This is a genomic window from Enterococcus plantarum (assembly GCF_001730295.1).
Classification (GTDB): domain Bacteria; phylum Bacillota; class Bacilli; order Lactobacillales; family Enterococcaceae; genus Enterococcus_L; species Enterococcus_L plantarum.
In genome coordinates this window covers 116,090-140,520 of the sequence record NZ_MIKA01000048.1, presented here as the reverse complement: position 1 = coordinate 140,520, position 24,431 = coordinate 116,090, and the positions used below count along the sequence as shown (strand labels likewise).

Annotated in this window: 28 protein-coding genes and 1 tRNA gene; 7 read left to right on the top strand and 22 right to left on the bottom strand. The window is 36.1% G+C overall.

What is annotated here, in order from left to right; translation table 11 throughout:
- Nucleotides 1–4: 4 nt before the first annotated feature.
- The 7 genes from rfbA to map form a co-directional block, all read right to left on the bottom strand.
- Complete coding sequence (gene rfbA, locus BCR22_RS13530; RefSeq protein WP_069655408.1) at nucleotides 5–874, bottom strand: glucose-1-phosphate thymidylyltransferase RfbA; 870 nt, start codon at nucleotides 872–874, stop codon at nucleotides 5–7.
- A gap of 119 nt (nucleotides 875–993) precedes the next feature.
- Entirely contained in the window at nucleotides 994–1,707 is a 714-nt protein-coding gene (locus tag BCR22_RS13525) for a glycosyltransferase family 2 protein (RefSeq protein ID WP_069655407.1), read from the bottom strand.
- Complete coding sequence (locus tag BCR22_RS13520) at nucleotides 1,708–2,541, bottom strand: glycosyltransferase (RefSeq protein ID WP_069655406.1); 834 nt, start codon at nucleotides 2,539–2,541, stop codon at nucleotides 1,708–1,710.
- On the bottom strand, nucleotides 2,541–3,323 hold the full coding sequence (locus BCR22_RS13515) for a glycosyltransferase family 2 protein (RefSeq protein WP_069655405.1): 783 nt from the start codon (nucleotides 3,321–3,323) through the stop codon (nucleotides 2,541–2,543). The genes BCR22_RS13520 and BCR22_RS13515 overlap by 1 nt, the downstream gene beginning before the upstream one ends.
- Before the next feature lie 285 nt (nucleotides 3,324–3,608).
- A complete protein-coding gene (locus BCR22_RS13510) occupies nucleotides 3,609–4,745 on the bottom strand; it encodes a glycosyltransferase family 4 protein (RefSeq protein WP_069655404.1) in 1,137 nt (378 codons plus the stop codon).
- A 132-nt stretch (nucleotides 4,746–4,877) separates the two neighbouring features.
- Nucleotides 4,878–5,792 carry a YihY/virulence factor BrkB family protein gene (locus BCR22_RS13505; RefSeq protein ID WP_069655403.1) on the bottom strand — a complete coding sequence of 305 codons (915 nt, stop codon included), beginning with the start codon at nucleotides 5,790–5,792 and terminating at the stop codon, nucleotides 4,878–4,880.
- A gap of 19 nt (nucleotides 5,793–5,811) precedes the next feature.
- Nucleotides 5,812–6,576, bottom strand: coding sequence for a type I methionyl aminopeptidase (gene map / locus BCR22_RS13500; RefSeq protein WP_069655402.1), 765 nt, complete (start codon nucleotides 6,574–6,576; stop codon nucleotides 5,812–5,814).
- A 403-nt stretch (nucleotides 6,577–6,979) separates the two neighbouring features.
- Here map and BCR22_RS13495 point away from each other — a divergent pair, with 403 nt between their 5' ends.
- Nucleotides 6,980–7,423 carry a flavodoxin gene (locus BCR22_RS13495; protein WP_069655401.1) on the top strand — a complete coding sequence of 148 codons (444 nt, stop codon included), beginning with the start codon at nucleotides 6,980–6,982 and terminating at the stop codon, nucleotides 7,421–7,423.
- 84 nt (nucleotides 7,424–7,507) lie between these two features.
- Here BCR22_RS13495 and BCR22_RS13490 read toward each other — a convergent pair whose 3' ends face one another.
- Nucleotides 7,508–8,080, bottom strand: coding sequence for a TetR/AcrR family transcriptional regulator (locus BCR22_RS13490; protein ID WP_069655400.1), 573 nt, complete (start codon nucleotides 8,078–8,080; stop codon nucleotides 7,508–7,510).
- A gap of 254 nt (nucleotides 8,081–8,334) precedes the next feature.
- Here BCR22_RS13490 and BCR22_RS13485 point away from each other — a divergent pair, with 254 nt between their 5' ends.
- A complete protein-coding gene (locus BCR22_RS13485; protein ID WP_069655399.1) occupies nucleotides 8,335–9,573 on the top strand; it encodes an aminopeptidase in 1,239 nt (412 codons plus the stop codon).
- Nucleotides 9,574–9,630: 57 nt separating this feature from the next.
- Here the strand turns inward: BCR22_RS13485 and BCR22_RS13480 are convergent, their stop codons facing one another.
- A complete protein-coding gene (locus BCR22_RS13480; protein ID WP_069655398.1) occupies nucleotides 9,631–10,503 on the bottom strand; it encodes an Ig domain-containing protein in 873 nt (290 codons plus the stop codon).
- A gap of 715 nt (nucleotides 10,504–11,218) precedes the next feature.
- Here BCR22_RS13480 and BCR22_RS15525 point away from each other — a divergent pair.
- From BCR22_RS15525 to BCR22_RS13460, 5 genes are all read left to right on the top strand, one after another.
- Nucleotides 11,219–11,395 (top strand): hypothetical protein, encoded by a 177-nt coding sequence (locus BCR22_RS15525; RefSeq protein ID WP_167351534.1) that lies wholly within the window; start codon nucleotides 11,219–11,221, stop codon nucleotides 11,393–11,395.
- Complete coding sequence (locus BCR22_RS13470) at nucleotides 11,382–11,672, top strand: hypothetical protein (protein ID WP_069655396.1); 291 nt, start codon at nucleotides 11,382–11,384, stop codon at nucleotides 11,670–11,672. The genes BCR22_RS15525 and BCR22_RS13470 overlap by 14 nt, the downstream gene beginning before the upstream one ends.
- Nucleotides 11,673–11,785: 113 nt before the next feature.
- Entirely contained in the window at nucleotides 11,786–12,505 is a 720-nt protein-coding gene (locus tag BCR22_RS13465) for a hypothetical protein (protein ID WP_069655395.1), read from the top strand.
- Between the two features lie 47 nt (nucleotides 12,506–12,552).
- Nucleotides 12,553–12,723, top strand: coding sequence for a hypothetical protein (locus BCR22_RS15520; protein ID WP_167351540.1), 171 nt, complete (start codon nucleotides 12,553–12,555; stop codon nucleotides 12,721–12,723).
- Between the two features lie 30 nt (nucleotides 12,724–12,753).
- Nucleotides 12,754–13,071 carry a hypothetical protein gene (locus BCR22_RS13460; RefSeq protein WP_069655394.1) on the top strand — a complete coding sequence of 106 codons (318 nt, stop codon included), beginning with the start codon at nucleotides 12,754–12,756 and terminating at the stop codon, nucleotides 13,069–13,071.
- Nucleotides 13,072–13,350: 279 nt separating this feature from the next.
- Here BCR22_RS13460 and BCR22_RS13455 read toward each other — a convergent pair.
- From BCR22_RS13455 to BCR22_RS13400, 13 genes are all read right to left on the bottom strand, one after another.
- Nucleotides 13,351–13,424, bottom strand: a tRNA-Ile gene (locus tag BCR22_RS13455).
- Between the two features lie 97 nt (nucleotides 13,425–13,521).
- The gene (locus tag BCR22_RS13450; protein WP_069655393.1) at nucleotides 13,522–13,968 is read right to left on the bottom strand and encodes a hypothetical protein; all 447 of its coding nucleotides are present in this window, start codon (nucleotides 13,966–13,968) and stop codon (nucleotides 13,522–13,524) included.
- Between the two features lie 47 nt (nucleotides 13,969–14,015).
- Complete coding sequence (locus BCR22_RS13445) at nucleotides 14,016–14,300, bottom strand: STAS-like domain-containing protein (protein ID WP_069655392.1); 285 nt, start codon at nucleotides 14,298–14,300, stop codon at nucleotides 14,016–14,018.
- Nucleotides 14,297–15,466, bottom strand: coding sequence for a hypothetical protein (locus BCR22_RS13440; protein ID WP_069655391.1), 1,170 nt, complete (start codon nucleotides 15,464–15,466; stop codon nucleotides 14,297–14,299). Before BCR22_RS13440 ends, BCR22_RS13445 begins: the two co-directional genes overlap by 4 nt.
- A 317-nt stretch (nucleotides 15,467–15,783) precedes the next feature.
- The gene (locus BCR22_RS13435; protein ID WP_069655390.1) at nucleotides 15,784–16,560 is read right to left on the bottom strand and encodes a peptidoglycan recognition protein family protein; all 777 of its coding nucleotides are present in this window, start codon (nucleotides 16,558–16,560) and stop codon (nucleotides 15,784–15,786) included.
- Entirely contained in the window at nucleotides 16,550–16,825 is a 276-nt protein-coding gene (locus BCR22_RS13430; protein WP_069655389.1) for a holin, read from the bottom strand. The genes BCR22_RS13435 and BCR22_RS13430 overlap by 11 nt, the downstream gene beginning before the upstream one ends.
- Nucleotides 16,826–16,854: 29 nt before the next feature.
- Nucleotides 16,855–16,995 carry a hypothetical protein gene (locus BCR22_RS15515; RefSeq protein ID WP_167351539.1) on the bottom strand — a complete coding sequence of 47 codons (141 nt, stop codon included), beginning with the start codon at nucleotides 16,993–16,995 and terminating at the stop codon, nucleotides 16,855–16,857.
- Nucleotides 16,996–17,000: 5 nt separating this feature from the next.
- Nucleotides 17,001–17,480: a hypothetical protein gene (locus tag BCR22_RS13425; protein ID WP_069655388.1), complete on the bottom strand. Its 480-nt coding sequence runs from the start codon at nucleotides 17,478–17,480 to the stop codon at nucleotides 17,001–17,003.
- Between the two features lie 104 nt (nucleotides 17,481–17,584).
- Nucleotides 17,585–18,541, bottom strand: a complete 957-nt coding sequence (locus tag BCR22_RS13420; RefSeq protein WP_069655387.1) for a BppU family phage baseplate upper protein — start codon at nucleotides 18,539–18,541, stop codon at nucleotides 17,585–17,587.
- Nucleotides 18,542–19,294, bottom strand: coding sequence for a hypothetical protein (locus BCR22_RS13415; RefSeq protein ID WP_069655386.1), 753 nt, complete (start codon nucleotides 19,292–19,294; stop codon nucleotides 18,542–18,544).
- Between the two features lie 12 nt (nucleotides 19,295–19,306).
- Nucleotides 19,307–20,989, bottom strand: coding sequence for a BppU family phage baseplate upper protein (locus tag BCR22_RS13410; protein WP_069655385.1), 1,683 nt, complete (start codon nucleotides 20,987–20,989; stop codon nucleotides 19,307–19,309).
- Nucleotides 20,990–21,005: 16 nt separating this feature from the next.
- Complete coding sequence (locus BCR22_RS13405) at nucleotides 21,006–23,663, bottom strand: phage tail tip lysozyme (RefSeq protein ID WP_069655384.1); 2,658 nt, start codon at nucleotides 23,661–23,663, stop codon at nucleotides 21,006–21,008.
- On the bottom strand, nucleotides 23,660–24,430 hold the full coding sequence (locus BCR22_RS13400; protein WP_069655383.1) for a distal tail protein Dit: 771 nt from the start codon (nucleotides 24,428–24,430) through the stop codon (nucleotides 23,660–23,662). The genes BCR22_RS13405 and BCR22_RS13400 overlap by 4 nt, the downstream gene beginning before the upstream one ends.
- Between the last annotated feature and the right edge of the window lies 1 nt (nucleotide 24,431).

Below are 24,431 nucleotides of genomic sequence, written 5' to 3'. Positions count from 1 at the left end.
GCTCCTAATCTGTTTCTGCCAATCTTAGTAAATATTGTCCATACCCATTCTTCTTCAATGGTTGTGCCAGTTCAATCAATTGCTCTCTTGTGATGTATCCCATTCGATAAGCAATTTCTTCCAAACAAGCTACTTTTAAGTTTTGGCGTTTCTCGATTGTTTCAATAAAAGTTGACGCTTCTAATAGGGATTCATGAGTTCCTGTGTCTAACCATGCAAACCCACGTCCCATCACTTCAACAGACAATTTATTTTTTTCTAAATATACTTTATTTACATCTGTGATTTCTAATTCACCACGATCAGATGGTTTGATATTTTTAGCGATTTCGATTACTTCGTTATCATAAAAATACAAACCAGTAACAGCGTAATTTGATTTTGGTTTCTCAGGTTTTTCTTCAATTGAAAGAGCAGTCATCTGATTATCAAATTCAACTACACCAAAACGTTCTGGGTCATTCACATGGTATCCGAAAACAGTGGCTCCGTTTTCTTTTGACGCTGCACGCTGCAACATATTCGATAAACCACCACCATAATAAATATTATCACCTAAAACTAAACACACACTATCATCGCCAATGAATTCTTCACCAATAATGAATGCTTGTGCTAATCCATCAGGACTTTCCTGAACCGCATATTCAATATGAATCCCTAGGTCTTTCCCGTCGCCGAACAAACTTTCAAAGCGAGGTGTATCATCCGGTGTCGAGATAATCAGAATTTCTTTGATACCTGCTAACATCAAGGTTGACATTGGGTAGTAGATCATTGGTTTGTCATAGATAGGCATTAATTGTTTTGATGTGGCTTTCGTTAATGGATATAATCTGGTTCCACTTCCTCCAGCTAAGATGATCCCTTTCATGAAAAAACTCCTTATACTAATTTATTTTATTGTTATTTACTAACTGTTATTATTGCATTATTAGCTATGATTGTCATTCATTTTAAGAATATTTTACAAAACTGTAAAATAGCAGTTGACTATGAATTTAAAAATATCCTTTTGAAGAGCACGTAACTAATAGCACACCGCCATTTCAGTTGCTGATAAAAGCTGGCTTTTGTATTGATTTCACTCGCATTATCGCTATGCCTACGATATAAAGTAAGCGGTTGTGCTATCAATGCACTTTTATTTCCATAAGCTGCAATCAAACCGATCCACATGTCATGCATCGGGACCTTAGCAGGAATGGGCAATATTCTTGTCTTTAACTCACTGCGAAATGCCATACCTGCACCGATATATTTATTTTTGACAATATTATGAAGAAAGCCTAATTTAACGTTTCGGTACTCAAAATAAGAAGGTTCGATTACATCCAACTTTTCGTTCACGATCACCAAATCACTGATTACTAAATCTATTCTAGGATGCGTGTGAAAAAATTCTAAGGTTATTTGAACTTTTTCAGGCTGCCAAACATCATCTTGATCTGCCAAAAAAATGAATTCGCCCTGACTTTGATTGATAGCAAATTCAAAATTCGCAATCACGCCTTTTCCTGGTCCGTTAAAAAATTTTACCCGCGAATCTTGTGCTCTATATCGTTTGATAATAGCCAATGTTGCATCTTTAGATCCATCATCAGATATAATCAGCTCATCTTGAGAAGCCAATTGAGGTAAAATACTATCGAGCTGTTCTTCTAAATATTTTTCTCCATTGTAAGTGGCAATGCAAACTGAAATCATTTATTTTCCTTTCATTAGCGATCGATATTCTAAAAATGTTCGTCGCCAAATTTTACGATTCTTGACCCGCAAAAATTGCTTGACCGTTCTTAAAAGCAAATGTCTTCTGTGGTTGTAAAATTGCTCTTGATCATACTTCTTATAAAATAGCGTTTCTCCTCTAATAATCGATTCATAACGTTTACTGTTGATTGTTTGGTAGTCCAACACAGATAGATCATGCGTTAGATGATTATTCAACACACTGATTTTTTTATCTAATTGATGGATCTTCCAAAAAAGCCAATGATCTAAAAAGTCCAACGGAAAATCCAAGTTAAAGGAACCAATACTACCCAGTGTTGCCTCAGGAAGTACAGTTCCAGAATTAATACTCATAATTTTTTCTGAATAGGTACCGGCTTTTGGCAGTTCAGATTGACCTCCGATATATTTATCAGAAAAAACCGGAGAAATTTGTCTGCCATGAGAGCTGACAATTGGAACATACGCTCCAACCTCAGGATCTAGAGATAAACTAAGTAGACGTTCAAGGTAATGCTCATCAAGCAAAGTATCTTGATCTAGCAATAACAACAAGTCGCCCTGCACTTCATTAAGACAGTGCCTTCCTGCGTTATATGCTTTAGCCAATCCTGGATTCGTTCCATCGTGAACGTAACGAACATTTTGAAACGAGAACAATGTATCCACTTGCTCGTTTTGACTATTATCGTAAATAAATAAATACACTGATTTTTTTTCTGATATCACTCTTTTTATATAGTCATAGCTAGGTGTTTCTGAGAATTTAGTTTGATATAAAACCATCGTAATGACCAACTTATTCTCCACTAGAAAAACCTCCAGCCCCATTTGTTGAAAAATTTTATCATTGAGTGTAAAAATATCTTAAATAAATCTTTATTTTTATGCGCACCCTTCTCATACAAGTGAATCACGGTTTCAAAAGGGGTGTATAAAATGTTATATCCAGCTTTGCCAAAACTCAAACAAAGATCATTGTCTTCAAAATACATGAAAAAGCGCTCATCAAAACCGCCGACCTGTTTAAATTTATCGATATCGATCACCATAAAACAACCAGAACCCATTTTTATATAGGAGGTACGATCATCAGGTAAGTCGCGACATTCATAATAACTTAAACGCTTATCAAATAGCTTTTTGACTGATTGAAATGGAACAAATCGTAGCATATAATCAAAGACATCTAATTTTTGACGGACTAAATACTGCGTTGTTCCATCTGAATTTAGGACTTTAGGACAAACAGCAGCCAATTGTTCCTCTGCTTTGATACGCTGAATCATTTCGTCCAAAGCTTTTTTTGTAATCAAAACATCTGGATTAAAAATGACCGCATAACGCGTAGCAACCTTTTTTAAAATCTGATTATGTCCATAACCAAAACCATTATTTTCCTCAGCTCTATGTAACAGAATAAATGAACCATACTGTTCAAGTTTCTCTATATAGCTTTGCTCAGAAGCATTGTCAAAAATATGTATATCATAGTTTGACTCTAGGCCCAATTCAGTTTTTAAATTATCAAGCACATCAAAAATATGACGGCTATTATGAGTAACAATGGAAATCGTTATTCTATCATTCATATTTTTTGCACCTCATTTAAAATCAAATTAATCAAACCAGTCGTTTTCTAACTTAGCCTGTCGTAACCCAAAGTCAAGGAACTATTGTTACCAAAGCTTTACTACCCAATTATTAGCAGTTTTTCATTCTGTATAAAACGTCATATCCCACAGGTTTTTTCATTATTTAACGAACTTCGTAGGAGAGCAGAGCAAAACTGTCACTGTTTTGTCCCGCCCTCTTTTTTACTCAATCAGGAAATTATAACACAGCTTATGAATCCAGCAACTATTGTCATGGAGCTATTACTTTTTTTTAGAATGTTTGCCTAGTCTTTTTTCTAATTGCTGATGACGAAATTCACGATTTCCAAACATGCGTAAAATGTACATCAATGGTTGATGATTTTCGCCAACTAATCCAATCATTTCTATAAATAATTCTAAACCAATTGCGCTAAAAACAATCAACAAAATGGATGCAACATTACTTGCATAACTAAATAATAGCGCTACAAAAGAGAACACCAGTGCTAACCCATAAATCGTCATTACCGCACCTTTGTGGGTAAACCCGAGTGAAAGTAAACGATGGTGCAAGTGCATCTTGTCTGCTGATGAAATCGGTCGCTTATTCATTAAGCGACGAATAATCGCGTAAACAGTATCTGTAATGGGTACACCTAAAATTATCATAGGTGTGATCACCGTAATAAACGTCGCATTTTTCAATCCTTGCAAAGACATGACTGCGATCATAAAGCCCAAAAATAAAGCGCCAGTGTCACCTAAAAATATCTTAGCTGGATAAAAATTGTACGGAAAAAAACCAGCAATACTCGCGACTAAAATAAAAATCACGATTGGGATATATACTGTTTTCGCATGAAGGAAAAAATAACCGATGACGCCAATTGTTGCTAAGCTAATGATCGAAACCCCCGAAGCCAGTCCATCTAACCCATCAATTAAATTAACCGCATTCGTAATTGCAAATATCCAAAACAATGTCAATGGTAAACTAAACCAACGTAAATCTATGTGACCTAGGAAAGGTAATGTTACGGCATCGATCCGAATCTCTGCCACAAAATAGATAACTAATGCACCAAGTATAATTCCTAGTGTTTTTTTCTTTGGGGATAATTCATAAATATCGTCGAGCAAGCCCGTTGCAACAACGATCCCAGCTCCCAAAATGATTGGCCAGATATAATTGATTGGTATAATAGACTGAAACATGACTAAACAAGAAAATGAAAAAACAAAATAAATACCTAATCCACCCGCTGTTGGCATATTTTTAGTATTCACTCTTCTTTCACCGGGAGCATCATATGCTCCTATTCTAAACGCCAATAATTTAACGATCGGCGTCGTGATCAAAGATAAGATAAACGTCAGAAATAGACGGATAACAATTTCATAAATAAACATCGACATGATGAACCTACTTTCTTAATGTACATCGTATATTATACCGAATCATTCTACATTTACAAGTTGGAACAGGTGTTTCCACTGGGTAGAAAAACGAAAAATTCTACTTGTTTATTTGAATCGAAAACGTTCGGTCTACTTCTTTAATTTTTCTTTTGCTTTGTCCACTAGTCGATTGATCAAACCATAGCGGTGTTGAATTTTTTCATTCGAGAGGTACTCTTTAACGACTGCATTGATAATACCACCTAGTATGATGATTGTGGCTGCAAAATTCAGCCACAACATTAAGATAATAAAGCTTCCTATAATTTGATAACTGGCGATTTTTGAACTGAAGTATTTGATATATAAACCAAACGCTTGTGACAATAACATCCAGCCCGCCGTTGCAAAAATAGCCCCTGGTATGATCGAACGAAATGTCAATTTTGCATTAGGAACAACGCGATAAATCAAACACATAATAACCAATAGGACCAATGATGTGATCGGCCACTTCAAGGCTTGAAAGGTATCAATAAAATCAGTTGAAAAATGAACTATTGGCTGCAGTAAATCTAAAATCGTTTTCCCTAAGCCCAATACCCCAACAACACCAACGATCGCTATCATAAATAAGAGAATCACAAGTAAAGACATGATACGAACAATGATAAAGTTTTTGCGTTGTTCAACACCAAACGCTTTATTCATTGCCGTTTGCAGTGCATTAATACTTTGACTCGCACTCCATAAAGCGGCTAAAGCAGAAATCGACAGTAAGCCACCTGAGCGTTGTGTCAGCAAGGATTGGATTGCTGGTTTTAAGTCCTCAAATATAGCCTTTGGAATTGCTTCAGCGATATAGGGTAGCACTTCGTTTGGATCAATATGTAAGTACGGCAGGAGGTTTCCTACCGCAATCAATAGAGGAAACAGGGACAAAAGTAAATAGTAAGCCACAACGACCGACGTATTTCCAATCTCTGAATCAATCATGCGATGTTGTGTTGTTTCAATGAAACGCATTAATTTTTCATTCCTCTTTACTTTGTCTACCAGTTTCATACCATTCTCCTCTAATTGATTAATAAGTCAGTTCTTCTCCTTGAGAAGTTAAAATTTTTGGTCCATCTTTCGTAATAGCCAGTGTATGTTCAAATTGGCAACTGATTCCACCATCTAAAGTATATGCTGTCCAGCCATTTGGATCCATTTTCATACGCCACGTTCCAGTGTTGACCATCGGCTCGATCGTAATGACCATTCCTTCTTTTAAACGTAATCCTTTACCCGCTTCACCATAATGAGGAATAACTGGACTTTCATGAATAGTCGGACCAATACCGTGACCCACGAAATCTCTTACGACAGATAAATGTTCACTTTCAACATACGTTTGGATTGCATGTCCGATATCACCGATACGATTGCCAACTTGCGCTTGCTCGATCCCTAGATACAAGGCTTTTCTTGTTACTTCCATTAAGTGATCTAATTCTGGTGTTGACTTGCCGACTACATAAGCCCAGCAGGAATCTGACATAGCGCCTTTTAAATCAATGCACATGTCTACTTTGATCAAATCGCCATCTTTTAATGGCTTTTTACGAGGAAAGCCATGACAAATTTCATCATTGATACTACAGCATGTTGCATATTTATAGTCTTCAAAACCGATTTGAGCAGCAATGCCGCCATGACTTTCAATAAAGTTTCTAACGAACACTTCAATGTCCCAACTCGTAACTCCTGGTTTGATAAACGTGCGTAAATGACGATGAACGTCTGCCAATAATTCTCCAGACTCATCCATCATTTCAATTTCTCTTGGTGATTTTAGTGTAATCATTCAATTTCGTCCTCCTAAAATATAAAAGCTGAAAGAGCTTGGCCAGCATTGACAGAAAATAGAAAAAATAAATGCAATGCTCTTTACCAAAATTATTTTTTATCTTTTCCGATACCTTCATTTTTTAAAGTGTTAGCTCTTATGAATCGATAAGATCGAAGCAAAGCATAACGGCTAGCTCTTGAAGCTAAAAAATCTTCATATAAGAGTATTTTATCATAATTTATGAAAATTTCACTGAAAAGTAGTTGTTAAAAATAGATTTCATTCTTTTTTAATCTTCTAACCATCAAAAACGTTGAAATGTAGATAATTTATCCATTTTAAGACTTCATTTTGTAATTTACACAGCCTTCGTTTTTCTGATATAATCAAAGTGGTATTATTTGAAGGAGGAAATCTAATGACCTTAGCTAAAATCGTTTATGCAAGCATGACTGGAAATACAGAAGAAATCGCAGATATCGTTGCTGAAGCTCTTGAAAATTTAAATATTGAAGTTGAAATCAATGAATGTACACAAGTTGATCCTGAAGATTTTGAAGAGGCGGATATATGTGTCGTTGCGACATATACATATGGTGATGGCGAATTACCGGACGAAATAGTAGATTTCTACGAAGAACTACAAGAAATCAATCTAGCTGGAAAAACTTACGGTGTTTGCGGATCAGGCGACACTTTTTACGATGAGTTCTGTAAATCAGTGGATGACTTCGACGCTGTTTTCACAAAAATTGGCGCAACCAAAGGAGCAGATAGCGTAAAAGTCGATCTAGCTGCTGAAGAAGAAGATATTCAAAATCTTGAAGCTTTTGCTAAAAAATTAGCAGAAGCTGCAAAATAATTATTAGAAATAACGATAATTAAACAAGAAAAGGCTGAAAGCAACGTCAATGAGTTTGCTTTCAGCCTTTTCGTTTAATTGCTCTTAACTATCGATATCAATCGGTTCATCGCGCTCTAAAATCTGCTCGATTGCATCTTTCATCAACTGTTCAATTTGTTGATCACTTGGACGAATGATTCCCGAAGTCATTAATGCCGCAATTCCCGTTGCAACGATCCAAGTTCCCATGTGAAGAGAATTGATTTCTGAGTCATTTAATTTTTCGTAGTCAGGGTCTTTTTTGACCGCATTGGAAAAATAGCTATAAGAAAACTCTTGCATTCTTTTTCCACCACCATATTCTTCTAAATATAATGCGCGGTATAATTTACTTTCGTTTTTAGCAAAGTGAATGTAATTTAACGCTAAGTCCACAATAGTATTATCTGTATGAGTGACAGGAAATACTTCTTTTGCTAAATATTCGTGAATCTTTTCAAATAATTCTTCTTTTAAATCATCCATATTTTTAAATTCTAAATAAATAGGTTGTGTTGAGCATTTCATTTTGGTTGCAATGTTTCGTGCGGTGAATTTCGAAAAGCCTTCAGTGGCCACTACTTCGTATGCAGCATTTAAAATCTGATCTTTAGTAATTGTTTTTTTTCTTGCCATAATCTTTCAATCCCCTCTACCTATCCTTTACAACGCTTCCATATCAATACTACAGTTATTGTAACACGATTTGTTTAATCTGCAAAATTCTAGTACTTCAATTTATATTATTTTATTAATTTGATTAGACGGGACTTTCAAGAGCTTTTTTTCAGAATTAAATAAGCTGTTAGACTTGCTCGTTTGTTTGAGTTCACGAACTCTACGTGTTATGATATGAACGGTTACATGAATGAAAACTAGGAGGTTATTCTATGACATTACCAAATTTTAATGAGATATTAAAAAAATATGCGAGATTAATTGTCGCAACTGGTGTAAATGTTCAAAAGGGACAAAGTATCGTTTTACAAATTAATGTTGATCAAGCACCTTTGGCTCGATTGATTACAGAAGAAGCATATAAATTAGGGGCTGGTGAAGTAATTGTTCAATGGAATGACGATATCATTCAACGTGAATTTTTATTACATGCAGACGAAAAGTACTTGGAAAGTATTCCTCAACATAAAATAGACCAAACGAATGACTGGGTCAACAAAGGAGCCAGCCGAATCAGCGTTGTCTCATCTAATCCTGATGCTTTAGCTGGAGTAGATCCAGATCGTGTAGCTGCTTTCCAATCTGCTTCTGGCAAAGCGTTAGTTAATTTAAGAAAGGCTACACAAGCGAATAAAGTCAGCTGGACAGTTGTTGCCGCCGCAGGTAAAGAATGGGCAGCTAAAGTCTTCCCAGACTTGAAAGACAGTGAGCAACAAGTCGATGCACTCTGGGATCAGATATTTAAAACAACTCGTGTTTACGAGGCCGACCCTGTTGCCGCTTGGCAAGCCCATGATAACAAGTTAGCTACAAAAGCAGATGCGTTAAATAAAGAACAATTTAAAGCATTACACTACACAGCACCAGGTACAGACTTAGTGATTGGTTTGCCCAAAAATCATTTATGGGAAGGTGCCGGCAGCGATAACGTTCGTGGTGAAAAATTTATGGCTAATATGCCAACAGAAGAAGTTTTCACCGCTCCTGACAGCCGTCATGTTGATGGTGTTGTTTCTAGCACTAAACCATTAAGTTATGCCGGAACAACTATCTCTGGTATGAAATTTACATTTAAAGACGGTAAAGTCATTGATTTTTCTGCCGAACAAGGAGAAGATGTATTAGCGAAATTACTTGAAACAGACGAAGGCGCACGTCATTTAGGCGAAGTAGCGTTGGTTCCAGACCCGTCCCCTATTTCTCAATCAGGTATTATTTTCTACAATACTCTATTTGACGAAAATGCTTCAAATCATTTAGCGTTTGGCTCCGCCTATGCTTTTAACTTACAAGGCGGAACTGAAATGACTGAGGAAGAATTAATAGCAGCAGGTCTAAACCGCAGTCATACTCATGTTGATTTCATGGTGGGATCAGATCAAATGGATATAGACGGCATTAGAGAAGATGGCACACGAGTTCCGATTTTCCGTAGTGGGGATTGGGCATAGCATAAAAAAAAGCTGAAACCAACATCTTTAACATGATTGGTTTCAGCTTTTTTATTATTAATAAGGGAAATAAAATTCAGCAGTGTAGCCGATAGTTGTAAGCCCTCTTCTGATTATATATGTTTGATAAGCAATTGCTTTGCGATTAACATCTTTCAACTCTTTGTCAGCATAAGCGTTCATTGATTTAGCATTTTTGAATAATTTCAAAGAATTACTCAACATTGATTTTGGTACGCCTACTGATTTATAGTTGATCTCACCAGCGAATGTTTTATTATCTCTATAAGATATTTTTCCAGAGTAGTTGATTGTTGCGTAGTTTTTCTTAGGAACTAGTTTCACTTCAATTGCTTCTAAACGATAAGAATATTTTGATGTTCCTGAAGGGACTCCGCCTTTTTCCCAACCCATCCAGCCAAACTCTTGGGCATGAACACGATAAAATACATCATATACTTGACCCAATTGACCTGTTAGCTTGATTTGAATGGCTTCTAAACGTTTTTTCTGACCAGACGTTCCTGATGATTGGCCATTTTTCTTCCAAGCTTGCCAACCAATATCTTGTACGTGTGTACGGTATTCAATATTTCCACTATAAGGTGAATTTTTAACTTTCAATTGAATGGCTTCTAAACGTTTTTTCTTACCTGATGTTCCTGATACTTGAGCATTGCTCTTCCATCCTTGCCAGCCGATATCTTGTACACGTGTACGGTAAGTCACAGATGCTGATTGTGCTGCACGTTCACTTCGCGCAAATGATTCTGCTGTTTCTGAATCATTGCTTGGCAAAATCTCTGCAGTTTGTAAATCTCCATAAGGTGCTACTGTGATCTCTTCTTCTGCCGCCCTAACATTTGATGCTCCCCCAAATAATGATAACGACAATGATAAACCTAATAATACTAAACTAACCTTTTTCATTTTCTCACAATCCTTTCTTTGTAACATCATAATTATATAATATATACTAGTTAAATTACAATAGTCATTTAAAAACATTTTTAAATTTTTGGTAGTTTTTCCGTATCTAGTGAAACAACTTCTATACTAATAGTGTGAAAACAAAAAAACACCTATCAAATCAACGTTTGACAGGTGTTTTTTACGTTCCCGACTAACTAACCCTACCTATTATATAGTTAGAGACTGATAGAACTTTCTTATTTTTATTGAGTTTGTCTCTATATAAATAGACTGCGTTTTATAATAATTTGGCACAAAATTTGGCACAAAAAATAGTAACACCTGGTTAAGTATCTCATTCTAGACAAAGGGAACAAAAGTTCTTATAATATTTCCAAGGTGATGATAATGAGATATGTAAAGACTGTGCATCTAAAAGAGCATATACGACCAGCGCAATATTTTTACTCGTTACATCTGGTCCCGTTCCGCAAAGTAAGCTCCAAGAGAATAAATATCGAGGGTATCATTTATAATCTTTGGTCATTCCCGCCTGTCAAAAAGAAGGACTATCTAGCTGCATTCCCGCTTGAAAAAATCGATCACTTTATTGTTTTAGAGTATACAGATCCCTATCAGTATCTAGCTTTATCTAGTAAAAAAGTTTATAAACGGACTGATTTCAAAATGGAAACAAGGCGCGTAGAATACATATTTGATCGGTGGAATTACGATGAATGGAAGTGAAATGATAAACTTAATCGATGAATACGAAGCCGGACAACTAACTTACGAAGAGTTCCAAATGTATATATGGGGATGTGGCCAGAGGCTAATCAATGATGTTGGATTGGAAAAGTTTATATTTTACTTAAATGCCGAGGAGGGCGAATATTATGCAAAAGAGTAGCTATGTAGGTATCGTTGATAAAATTAGGGTTATAAAGTCGTTTCCCGATATGCTAGTGCGTTTTACACTGCATACCCCTTCCGCTGATATCAATTGCCTAGTTGGCAGAAAGGAGCTGGCTAATCTCATTCTATTTCTTGAGGATGGAAAATTTGAACTTGCTACCTTTGGGCACTATAATAATCGTAAGCAATTCGTGATAGAGAAATTTGCAGTCAAAAACCCTGATACCTTTGTTCGTGAGTTTGTTTTAAAACATATGGCAAGCATAGCTTAGTCCCTACTTTCTTATAGTAGGGAATTTTTTATAGTCATCTGACTCCTAATGTTTATATTTGACAAATAACACAATAAAGCATACATTAAGAATAGTTAAAAAGGAGGATTTCTATGAAAAAAATTAATTATTTATTTATTGTTTTCGGGTTTATTGTTTTAATCTGTTTTGGTTCTCAAGAAGCTTTAGCCACAGTTGAATTCTATGATCAAGTCAACGTAAACAAAACGGAATTGTACCGCTATCCAGAAGGCAGAAGTACAGTTCATCATCGCGTGAATGGTTTGACAATCACCGGATATATCCCAAATCCTTCTGGAGGAGTCAATCTTCCGAACGACAGATTGTCGGGTCTTTGGGTTCCTGCGGGGTATAGAGCTATCGTAACTGAAAATGATAATTATAAAGGAAGAACTCTAACAGTAGAAAATCGTTCTGGCAATCTTAATAGAACTTGGATTAACAGTGTCTTATCCTCTACCACAATAGATTCCGGAGGAATTATTAACCTTTCAGAATATGGACTTAGCAGAAAAGTTTCTTCTATCATTGTTGAGCAAATAAAAAATGATGCTACAAACCCTATCGTATACGAAGATCATGGTTTTGGGGCTAGATCACAAATCTTAAATGTTGGGAATTATCGGAAAAAGAACTTATCTTTTGGTAATGACAGAATTTCATCTATAAGAGTTCCTAAAGGATATACAGTTCAAATGTGGGATGACGATAAATATAAGGACCGAAATTATACGTTCGTAGGACCTATTAATATTCCTTTTTTAGAAGGTTTTAACGACAAGGTTTCTTCATTAAAAGTTTGGAAAAACTAAATAATTTTCTCCCCTCCTTGCGTATATTATCGTAAGGAGGTTTTTATATGAATCAGATAATTATATTAGATGGTAATGTAGTAGGATTGGTTAGCGATGATGGTGCGGCTCGATGGGAGTTTGATAGTTTGATGGATGCTGCAGAGTTGTATAGGTTACTGGTGTTGAGTATGGATATTGAGGATAGGATTGCAGTGTTGTGCGAGGATAGTTTATAATCAAAAGTATCACAAAGGGGGATTCGTAACATGAAAAAGACTATATTAGTAGGTTTTATATCTTTTGTTTTAGGTGGTTTAGCTTTTACCGCAATATCGCAAACCGTTGAAGGTGCAAAAGACAAAGTAAAGGCGTCTGACTATTCCATTTACGGTTATAGAGTAGGTCGCTCCAAGTCTGACGAACTTATAAAGCAATATAACGACGCTTTGAAAGCTAAGGGTCCAGAAGCGACAAGAATGTATCAAGAAATATTAATTGAGCAAAATTTTGTAATAATAGGTCAAAATTTAGAAAGCCAAAGCCAGAACGCAGATATAATTAAAGCGCTAGGTAAATTAAGATAGTTTTCTCGACTTAAATTAGCCCCCACAATCGTGAGGGTTTTTATTTACACAAAAAAACGCCTCGTTAGAGACGGAATACTGAATTACTCTTGCACAGTGGACACGCATATAATACCTACTAATAGTACAACTTATTAGCAGTTTTTCATCAAAAATAAAACACCGCCCGATAGTATGGACGGCATTTTGCAAGGAGTATTCATAATACTACTTTATTAGAATAAGATTAGCATATACTAATAAGTTTGGCTGTGCAAAGAATATACACGCTTACTTTTATGTACCTTGCAGGACTCGAACCTGCGACCGGACGGTTATGAGCCGTCTGCTCTGACCAACTGAGCTAAAGGTACGAAAACCGCCCCATGTAGAGGCGGCACGATGATTGTGACGAACACATAGAAAGGTGTTCTTTTTTAGTTTATAGTGTTGGGTGGAGTTGTAGTGTTTCTATTTAGTATCATTTCCAATATATTTATTAGTAATGATCCTATAAATTTCTGTCATCGAACTATCTGTTTCTGAGTGAAATTTACTAAATTCATCATTAGTCATATTCACATCAGAACTTTCGACATATTTATTTTCTAGACTTTGTAATTTAGAGTATATTTGGTCATAATATTTATTATCTTCAAATTTAAAGAAAAGAGAGTCTTGTCTTATATTGTTTAAAACTTCTATCATTTGATCAGTACCAATTATTTTCCCATTACTAAAAACAATTGGTTTTCTCGCTTTAGGAATTTCATTGACAAGATAATCCAAATAAATTTCTTTAAAGTACTCAGATTCTAAATTTGCTTTATGATGCTTATTTTCTTTATAGTTTTGCCAAAATAAAGAAACGACAGAGACGATTACCGCAATAATCGATAACCAAGATTCAATTTTCAATTTTCGCTTCTCCTCTTTTATAAAAAATTTTAGGAACATACTCACTTTTAGTACAAACGTTTTTTTATTGCCTTTGAAAGTTCATCTGAACTCGACTTAATTTCTACGTTTTTTTCTATTCCTTCATATCCTACTTCCAAAACAAGTTCCGAAAAAAATCCTTGAACAAAAGATGAAGCTACTTTTTGTATGTTATTTGGAAATTCAATTTCTATTTTCTCAGAGTGATTTGTATAAACCCCTTTCACTTGATCCTCATATATTTTTTGCCCATAAGGAAAACCAGCTAATCCAGAAATAGTATTATCAAATTTCAATTTTACAATTTTCATTTATTTTCCTCCTTTTTCATCACAAAGTTTAAATTATACGCTGTTCCTGGCATAAATACAACAGATTCTGCTAAAATCTCACTATCTGGTGCATAATTGTAAAAATTTTTCTGTGTATTAAATCCTAACCAACCTTCTGAATCGAATTCTATGAATTCCTTTTTAAAAAAAATTACTTCGTTTCCGCTTAGCATATAACAAGTATCGTTTTCAGCTTCTTGCTGTAAACTATTTATTAATACTGTAAGTCCTGTACCTCCACTGGAAAGTAGATTTTTTCGACCTGATATTTTATCCTGTAGTGCCGCAATATTCCAAAAATACTCCTCTTTATAATTGGTATCCTCTTTCATCATTCTTAGATGATTCAAGTATACTTCAGATAAATATTTATATCTACCTTCCTTGAACTTATTTTCTAATATCTTACTCTTAATATCATCTCCAACTAACTTATCGGAAAAACTAACAATAGCTATATTAATTCCGTAGTACTGACCTTTTTGTTCAACATCATCAACTAGTTTAGTATGATTATCAGTTATATCTATGTCAATCAAACAATCCGAATCTCCGTGTTCGCCAGCGTTTCCAACTAGTTCAGTCATAACATTCGAAATTTTATCTATATGAACCTTTGATAAATTAAATATTTTTAAAAAAAGTTCTAACTCTTGTTGAAACTTACCTAAATAATTAGTTTTTAAATCCCGCTCCTTATCAAAAGCAATGAGACTTCTGTAATGTTGATTATACATTTCTGCTTTGAATTTTGTAGCATACTTGTTATTACTTTTTTGGTCAGAGTTATTCAGTAACTTAAGTGGTGAAGAGAAAATTCCTTGTGTAATTATTATATCTATCGGGTCCCAGTATACATATACTCGTCTATGATCTTTTTTTAACTGATAACATACACACTCAAAAAGAATATATACTAATTTATCTTGTACTTCTATTCTTCTTGTTGGAAATTCAAAATAGAATGGTATCTTTTGTGTCTTATATTTTCGCAATACACTATTTACAAAATGAATAATGTCTTGCAAAATTGTACCATTGAAAACTTTAGTGTAGTTGATATAATGCACACCGCCATGTTTGTCAATAGTTACAACACTTCCACTTTTAGGATTCTTCTTAAAAAGTTGTTCTAATCTTTTCATTCGATCACTCGCATTCCAAACAATATTTCACATTATGTTCAATTGTATCACATTATTTGAAGCGACAATAGAAAAAAGAACAATGACTATTAACAACGAACTGTTCACTCCTTTCTTTTTATACAATTTAGACCTTGCTTATATGCTATTATAACTATAAAACAAAATTATACCTTTCAAATTCTACCCAAATCACTCCCACATAAACAAAAAAATCCCACCTCAAAAGAGATGGGAAAAGGGAGATTATAAAAAAGTCTCGTTATTAGGGTAAGTTAAGTATATTAACTCTTGTCATATTTTGCAAAGAAAAAGAATTATTTAACTTCTTTTGAAGCTTTCTCTAACTGTTTCAATTGGAAATTATCATAGTTAAAGCGCATACGAGCGGTAGAACGACCATATTTTTTCAATTGTGCTTCTGCAGTCGCTACTGCTTCATCTGTTGGTAAGTACCATCGAGTTGCTCCGTTCATGAACCAAATTTCCGTATTTCCTTGTCTGCGTGTCACTTCATAAATATACATAATATCATCCTCTTCTATTTTTTGTGTTGGTCTAGTGCTATCCGCTGAATTGCTGCTGAATCCATTCGCTAAATCACGTTCAAACTGATTGACAGTAACTCCCCACTGGTTTAAATAAGGATACGGGTCAATGTGGTCACTTCCATTATTGGGTTGGTTGTAAGTACAATACATGTGAGTTTTAATCCCCGCTAAATCCTTAGTATCTAAAGTTAGTGGTATGCCTGCTTCTTTAGCTAATTGTCGAAGCAACTCCACATATAAACGATAATCTCGTTCAAATTCTGCTCTCGTGGCATGACTTTGGATTAACTCAACTGCAGCATACGTTTCGTAATTCCACCCACCACCAACATCATAAGCCCCACGTCCTACTTCAGCTGTTTGGATGACTTGTCCATTCCCAACTACGTGAGTGTAGAACCCGCTATTCAAATCTTTTCGACTCATAAAGTCCGCTTCATTCTGTGCGGTGGAATTAGGATTTCCAGTGCTGTGGGGATGGATTTGCCTATAAGGTGCATAGCCTACTTGTGGAGTAGACCTAATCTGGCGTTTAATCTCCATCCTCTTCACTGCCCTTCTTTAAGTTGCTTGCTCCTAAATCATAAAACCCACCTGCTGCTAAACCAGCTATAGCGCCACCCCACATGAAGTTAATTAAATTTTCCGGGTCATACGAAAGGCTCCAACCAATGCCAAGTGCTACTCCTAAGCCCAAATTGATTAATGGTAACCACTTATTATCAGTTCCCGTGTACTTCTTTACTAGTTGCGTTGCCGCTAATACAAATGCAACAATCGTTGTAGCTGATGCTAATATACTGTCCATTCTTTTTCCTCCTAAAAAAGAGAAAGCCGCTAAGCTTCCTCTTTCGTTTTTTTGATATTCTGTTCTTCTTTTTTCTGTTCTTCGAGAATTCGTAATACTTGATCGTTTAAAACATTTTTTACTGCTCGTTTTCCTTTACACCAGGGATTCCACCATTGGCAATAGCTCATATTGTTCACTCCTTTCTAGAAAATAGATAACTTATTGTTGCAGTAGCTACCGCCACATACAAACCGTTCGTTTGCATAAATTGATTAGCAGTCTCGCCTATTAGCGCCGAAAAGATAATCAACAGTAAGAAAATGCTAATCGTTATCACAAAGACCCTCACAATACGAGGTAAGGATTCCCAAACTTGTCTAAACAAAACCTTCTTTGCAATCTCTACGTCCGTTGCTAAAAGAGCAAGCTTTGCTTTTTGTTGGCTTTGGTCTTCTTGTATCGAGATAACAATTTCATAGATTTTGTTTAACATTTCAGTGTTCCTTGTCTGTTCAACTTGCATTGCTTCAATTTTTCCAATTGCTTCTAATAAATCTTGTTTACTTGCGTACTTTTTACTAGCAACTTCATTTACCTGCTTTTCTAAATCTTCTTTTTTTATATAGCGATCATCGAAAATGTCCTGTAATTCTTCGAGTTTCACATCATTCATTTGTTCACCTACTCTCTAAAAATCTTAATAAAAAACAATATAATAACAAACCAAAAAGGAATGACCATCAAACAGCCATTCCTTAATCCTTTTATAAAATTCATTTATTTGACTTTACCTTCCAGGGCAGTGACTCTGCTTGCCAATTCGTCAAAACTGCTTTTAGATACTAGCTGTTGCCAATCACCGCGCCAAACACTACCGCTGATAATGCGAGAGTATACGTTACCTGATGTATCTTGTGCAATTACACTACCAGCTGTAGTTACAACCATGTTTATAATCAAACGGACGTTTGATCCAGTTGGCGAGTCTGATGTTTTACCGGTCGCTTCCCCGTTCCTAAAACCAGCACCAGTGCTAATGACTCGGTCTAGTATTTTTTCCGTATCACTTACCTTTAAATAAGATTCTCCGTTATCTGCAGTAATTTTTTGTAATTGTGCAGTTGCTGCTATTGTATTTTGGTATTTATTAAGATCGCTATTTTTAACAATGTCTTGTTTAGTAATTTGCTTTTCTAAAACACCGATTTTTTGTTTTGCTGATTCTAACTCCGTTTTTATTTTATCAAATTCCGCATCTGCTTTAATTTGTAATTCAACAATCACATCGTCTAAAGATTTAAAGTAAAACCGCTCTATTTCCGGAACGGCTTTATCGATCGCGGAACGTACCATAGTGAAACCATACTCCGCTAAATCGACTCGCTGCCCATTATTAAGATCAAGATAAACATTCATGATTACTTTACCTTGATACCCTTTTAATCGATTAGTGATGATATAGGATATTTGCTTTCTGTGGCTTTTTTCTTTGGTTGCAGTATCTTGTATCTTCTTGATTTCTCCGTCTTGTTCTACGGTCAGTAGTACCTTTATTGTCTCCACGTTTTCAAAGTCTAATTCCTTTCCATCTGGAACAAATACGGGAATGATTAATTTAGATATATTTTCATCATAAGAATAGATGACGCTCTCAAGATTTTGTCTCTTGTGAGCACCAAGTGTAATCTGTGCATCTGGAGTGACAAATTCCTGTTTTAGATAATTACTACCCATTTAAGCCACTCCCTCTATCATTCTAATTCTTAAATTACTTGCAGTGTCTTTCATCGTTCCGAGGTCAAGACCTTTGTTCTGCTCCACTGTCAATTGATTATTTGAGTTCCTAGTGATGCGAATTTCAAAGAGTATTGCACCTGCCGATCCGTTGAATACGTCAAACTCTCTCAAATTAAAAGACTTATTTGCTTCAAATTCTTTGCATATCCACGAATCCCCATCAGCTAGTTCATACCACACGCGAATTGACCTAAAGTGAGTCATGTGTTGATTTAAAGCTATGACAGTACCTTTGTCTTTCGCAGTGCCACGCCAGACTTCTTCAATTCGGGGAAGTCTTGTCCATCCTTCCGGATTGTAGGAATTGCTATCAGTATGCATTGTGTAATACCACAATGTTCCATTATAGCCTTCTGTTAGCCAAATTTGTTTTCTGTTTCCTAGACCACGTTCAATTCTCAACTGGATAATAGAACTCGTGTTACTCAATCCGTTAGGTAAATCACCAAAATCAGCATACGTCTCATAGAGACCCGACGGAATATCGAAAACTGATTTGTATTGTTTAAGAGCACCTCTGAGACGTATGTTATTTGCCCCCTTATACATACCAGGTGTAGCAAATCCGTGCGTAAATTCATTTGCAGCCTTATGAGCTTCTTTTTCATTGGACCCGATATGATTTTCCACCAAATCAACTAATCGATCTACTGTCTTTTTCAAATTTAAGTTTTTCCAATCAAATAGCATTTTCTAGCCCCCTTAATAAGTAAATGATCGATCAGTTGCCCGACCAAATCCATATACATTTACTTTTTTTCCTACAGTATCGACAGATAAGACAGACCAGCAATCCTCTTGAGGTGTATCAATTAATGTCGGATCGCTGAAGCCTCCATTCAAGCAACGCATTTGTGTGAATTTAATACTATTACCTATTTGGTTAAACCCCTCATCGTGCCAGTGACCGCAAATGTAACCAATTAAAGTTGCTGGTCCTTGTTTCGTGAAGTTTGCAGTAAAATTGACTAAGTGATCCGGATAAACACTTTTTATCGGCACAGACGTGCCAAGCTTAAATGCTTCCAAGATTTTGATCAAGCATTCTCGATTATCAAATATTGTCTCTTGTAGCGGGCAATGACCAAATACGATGACATGGTAATCAGTCGGCACTTTAAGTGCTACGTCAGCCAACCATTTGAGCTGTTCTTGCTGCATCGCGAAATGATCATGTGATCCGTATTTATAAGTGCCGTCTGCGCTAAAGACAGTTTGATTATTATCATTGGTATTTAATCCGATAACTCGCACTTTCTTCTCCGGAAAATCTTTATAAAAATATAAACTATCGCCATTTCGAACTTCATCAAATAGTTTTGATCGTGCGCCATAAAAATCTTTAAACTCCTCATTTGTTATGATATCACCCGGCATAACTTTACCGATGTCTCGTTTAAATGGCGGTGAACCATTATCGTGATTACCAATATTGACAAACGTAGGTATCTTAGCTTTGCGTAATGCCTTGATACCAAATTTACGCTGCTGAATCTCTGATTGTTCTTTATCTTTGATATAGCAATCTGCGTTATCTCCGTTGTGTATAGCCACATCAGCCACATCTTCCAAAGACTGCATATTTGTTATGTGTGAAAAGAAATACTGCGCATATTTCCACGATGTCGCACCATAACCGTAATCGGTGTGTAAATCTGTCATGTGTAATACGTTAAATTTTGTTTTATCGATCTTTGAGCGTAACGTTTTTAAGGCTTGCTCAAATGCTGGACGTGGTGTCTCGCCCCCTATCTGTAGTTCTGCGTTTATTGTCACTGTCCCGTCTAACTCTTCTTGTTTCTTTTTCATTTCATTTAATTGGTTTAATAATTTGCCACCTGGATCAATCGATTCTAATATCTCTTTATTATCTTGGATAAACTTATCCCACTGATCTTGTAGACTTAACATGGTATTTTCGCTATCATTGACAAAATTGGCAAACATCCTCAGCAAATCCTCGAACGTCCAAACATATCCAGAATCATATACAGTACCTTGCGTGATACCTTCCGTAACTTGATAAGTAAAATCACGAGTGCTGTACATTTCACTCCATGTATCATCATTGTTTAATTTTCTAAAACTAATGTAGGCAGTATTTTTCCCAATCCATTGCCAATCTCGATTGTTTAGCGTATATTCCAAACACCCTTCTTTTGGATAAATTTTCATACGGTCAGCTTGTTCAACCGGCTTTCCATCAGCTATTTTTGTCTTATTAATGAAAAACGGGGTTAAACCTGTAAAATTAACAGGCTCCCCATTTGCTTCTACTTCGACGTCAAAGATTTGACTATTGGTGTCTTCTTGTCTAACTTTAATCACACCTACATTGTTATTAGGTTCTGTGGTAGACAGGGTCATTGTATGCTTTATTGGCAAAATTAATCACTCCTTATTAAAAATTAATAACATCTCGTGGATTTATGCGGAAGTTTGAACTCTGTCCGCCTTTTCGAACCTCAAAGTGAAGGTGTACTCCTGTAGAACCTCCAGTTGTCCCCATCGTTCCTATGACTGTATTGTTAGTTACTTTGTCACCTTGCTTCACTTTGACACTACTTAAATGACCATAGTAAGTATAGAAGCCTTCCCCATGATCAATCATAATATAATTCCCTTCCACACTTCCGACTCCTGTAATCAGGATAGTTCCAGATTTAGCAGCGTATATATCCGGTGTGCTACCCGCCGGTACAGAAGCCAAATCAATACCGCCGTGGATTCCTGCACTCCCTCCACTCCAGTAATCTGGAGCATCCCATTCTTGGGTCACAACATAACTGGATCTTACTGGATTCTTCCAGCTACCATCACCAGTTAAACCGTGTAATTTATCATACCAATGTTGAGCTTGTGTCGCTCTAATCGGCTGATTGGGATTAAGTGGGCGCTCATAATTCGTGATAAATGCATAGGCACATTCAGATATATTTTTTTTGCTTGTGAATGCTTTGAAGCTGTAGGGGTAAGAGTTCGTAGCGATCCACTGTTGTTCATTCTCCATCTCCCATTGAATTCGTTGACACTGTGCATCGATTGTACGGTAATTAAGCCCTCGAGCATTACACCAATCAACAAGTTTTGATTTTGGTGTCCACTGTACAAGACCATATCCACCTCCACCGCTTAACTCGTCTATATCTGCCACAATCCCTGACTCTGATTGCATGTTGCCGAGCATTCCAGCGATTGCTTCTTCCGTCCATCCACGAGCTTTGAAGTAAGACCATATAGCCCATGCATTTTTTTCTTGTTCGGTCGTTAATCCTGGTGGAGTTCCACCGCCACCACCGCTTCCTTGTCCAGGCACGACTTCTTTTCCGCCCACAAATAATCTATCGACATGGAGTTCGCCTTTGTGAGTGTGTTTACCAAAGGTATTTAGCGCAGGAGATTTTTGAGTTGAATTCACAGGGATTTCAAAAATCATCGTTCCCTCACCGTCGTGAAAAGATAAGTATTTTCCTTTTTCAAGTGTAATACTGATTCCTTCTCCCTCTTTGGCACTAGATGGCGTTAAACGGCCAATTCTGCTTTTACTGTCAAATCCAATGAAACTAATTCTCCCTTTTTCAATTTCGATTCCTGTTGCACTTTTTTCAAACGTGGTTCTGAATAGAATGCCTTCTAGAGTACCCGCTTTAATAAAATCAGCATTGAACACTCCATCAATTGTCCAAGCGGTTTTAAAATTATCAAGATTGAAGTCCCCGTCAATAAAACCGATGCCTTCACTGTTAGCCACAAGAAAATGATCACTTGTATCTAGCGAATCGCCATTCATCCAAACCATTTGATAGGGTTCGCGACTTTGTGAAACTCCTAAATCCGAAGGAGACATAAGAAGAATAGATCCACCTTTAGCACCACGAATAATATCTGATTGCCATTTGGAAATCTCTTCTGAACTATAAAAGTTCATCTTATTAGACTCTAAACTTTGTAACCCACTAACCATTTGTGAAGTTTTTCTCGAAATATTTGAGGTTAAATTATCACCAATACTAGCCTCTGTCACTCCGGTCAATCGATCGAGTTTTGTTTTGAATATACGAGTTTTGTAGTGATAGCCTCGATCGTATCTATGGATCGTTACTGTATTTCCGATAACATCACCTTCAGTAATTGTAGCCTTGAATTGAACCAGCGGACGAGAACACTCAATCAACTCAGAGTAGGTATTAATTAATAATGATTTTTTGTCTTCTTCATCATCGAAAACAACAACTTTTTCTCTCTTCCGCATTTTCCCATCTTTCGTGGGAATGCCGTATAGTTTTGTCATTTCAGGATATTCCAGCCAGTTTTGCCCTTTTGGCTTGTCTAGAGGATCTCCCTTTGATTTCTTCCACTCAAGGTCGGAAAATTCTAAACGCCTACCGTATCCGTCTCCCACTTCTTCACCTTTACCACGACCAATAATTGATGTAAAAAGCTGATTTCTATCTAATTCTTTCACAACAGTTAATGCTTTATCACCGTATGTGTAACGAGTAGTACTATCTGTTCCAATCCTTTGATAAATGTTTACCCGCTTTTCTGATATACCATTTGCATTCAAATTACAGCTGAATAGAATTTCGCATCCCAGAGCTTGTAATTGCTTTAAAGCGTCCTTTACAGAGATATAGTAAAAAGTTCCACTCATGTTTTTGATAGCACTATCAACATTCCCTAAAGCCCATTCAGTACCTTCTAACAAGCGTTTAGTAATGCTTCTTATAGATTCATTCTTCGGTCGTATATCTTTTACAATATAGCCCTCTAGTTCATCTGGCGCAAAGTCAACGCCGACAAACATCAGTTGATTTTCAGGATCATTGATTTTCACGATTCTATAAAGCGCATAGAAATTGTCTTTTTCTTTAACAGCCATAAATGCCGCTTCTTTTAACTCTGCGTCAAATGTAATTGTTACAGACAGTGTGCTATTTAGTAGCTCTTCTTTGCTTGTGGTAATTTCTTTATCTTGTATAGATTCCAAAATCTTATCTTCATTCACGATTTTTATTAATTGCTGGCAATCGTCAAAAAAGTAAATATGTTCACTCATAAACTCACCTCTCGATAATATACATCCATAACTCCATTATCACAGCTAAGAACCTGATTATTTTTCAATTCAAAATTTTCAAAATCGCTGCTCAAATCCAGCCAATTTGTTCGATTGATTCCATTAACCAATACCTTTCCTTCTTTGAAATCGATGATTACTTCATCATTAGGAGATAGTTTCCCGCTCACGACTTTCACGCTTTGTGCGCCATTCGTCACGGTTAAACTGGCATCCTTTTCAATTTTTACGACAATCTTTGTTGGCCTAGTTTGATAAAAAAAACGACCGCGAATTACTTTTTTCGGTTGATAAATTTTCGTACTGTATTTCCTCGGATCAGCACAAAAAATGTCTAAATTAGCGGTTACTATATACCTATCTCCTGGGATGTCATCACTTCCTGAAAAACGACCATAATAAAGGACGTCCTGTTCATCGTTAAAATAAATAGGGACGTCCTGCTCTCTAAATAAATATTCCACTAATCGTCTAAAATTGACTAATATCATTTCTGGATCATCATTTTTTATTTGATAGGTAATTTTCAGTGTTCTAGAAGGGAGCCTCTGACTAGATATGATAGATCCAACATTTACATTTTCAGATTGTATTTCGGGTGAAATCATTTCTCTGCCTGTCACATTAAGTGTTCTGTATCCTTCAATTGCATCTTCCAACCAGACACCATCATAGTTCATTGCTGAAGTCGGCAATGGTATATCCGATTTACGTTTTCGTTTGATCGTATCTTCAAATGCGTACATT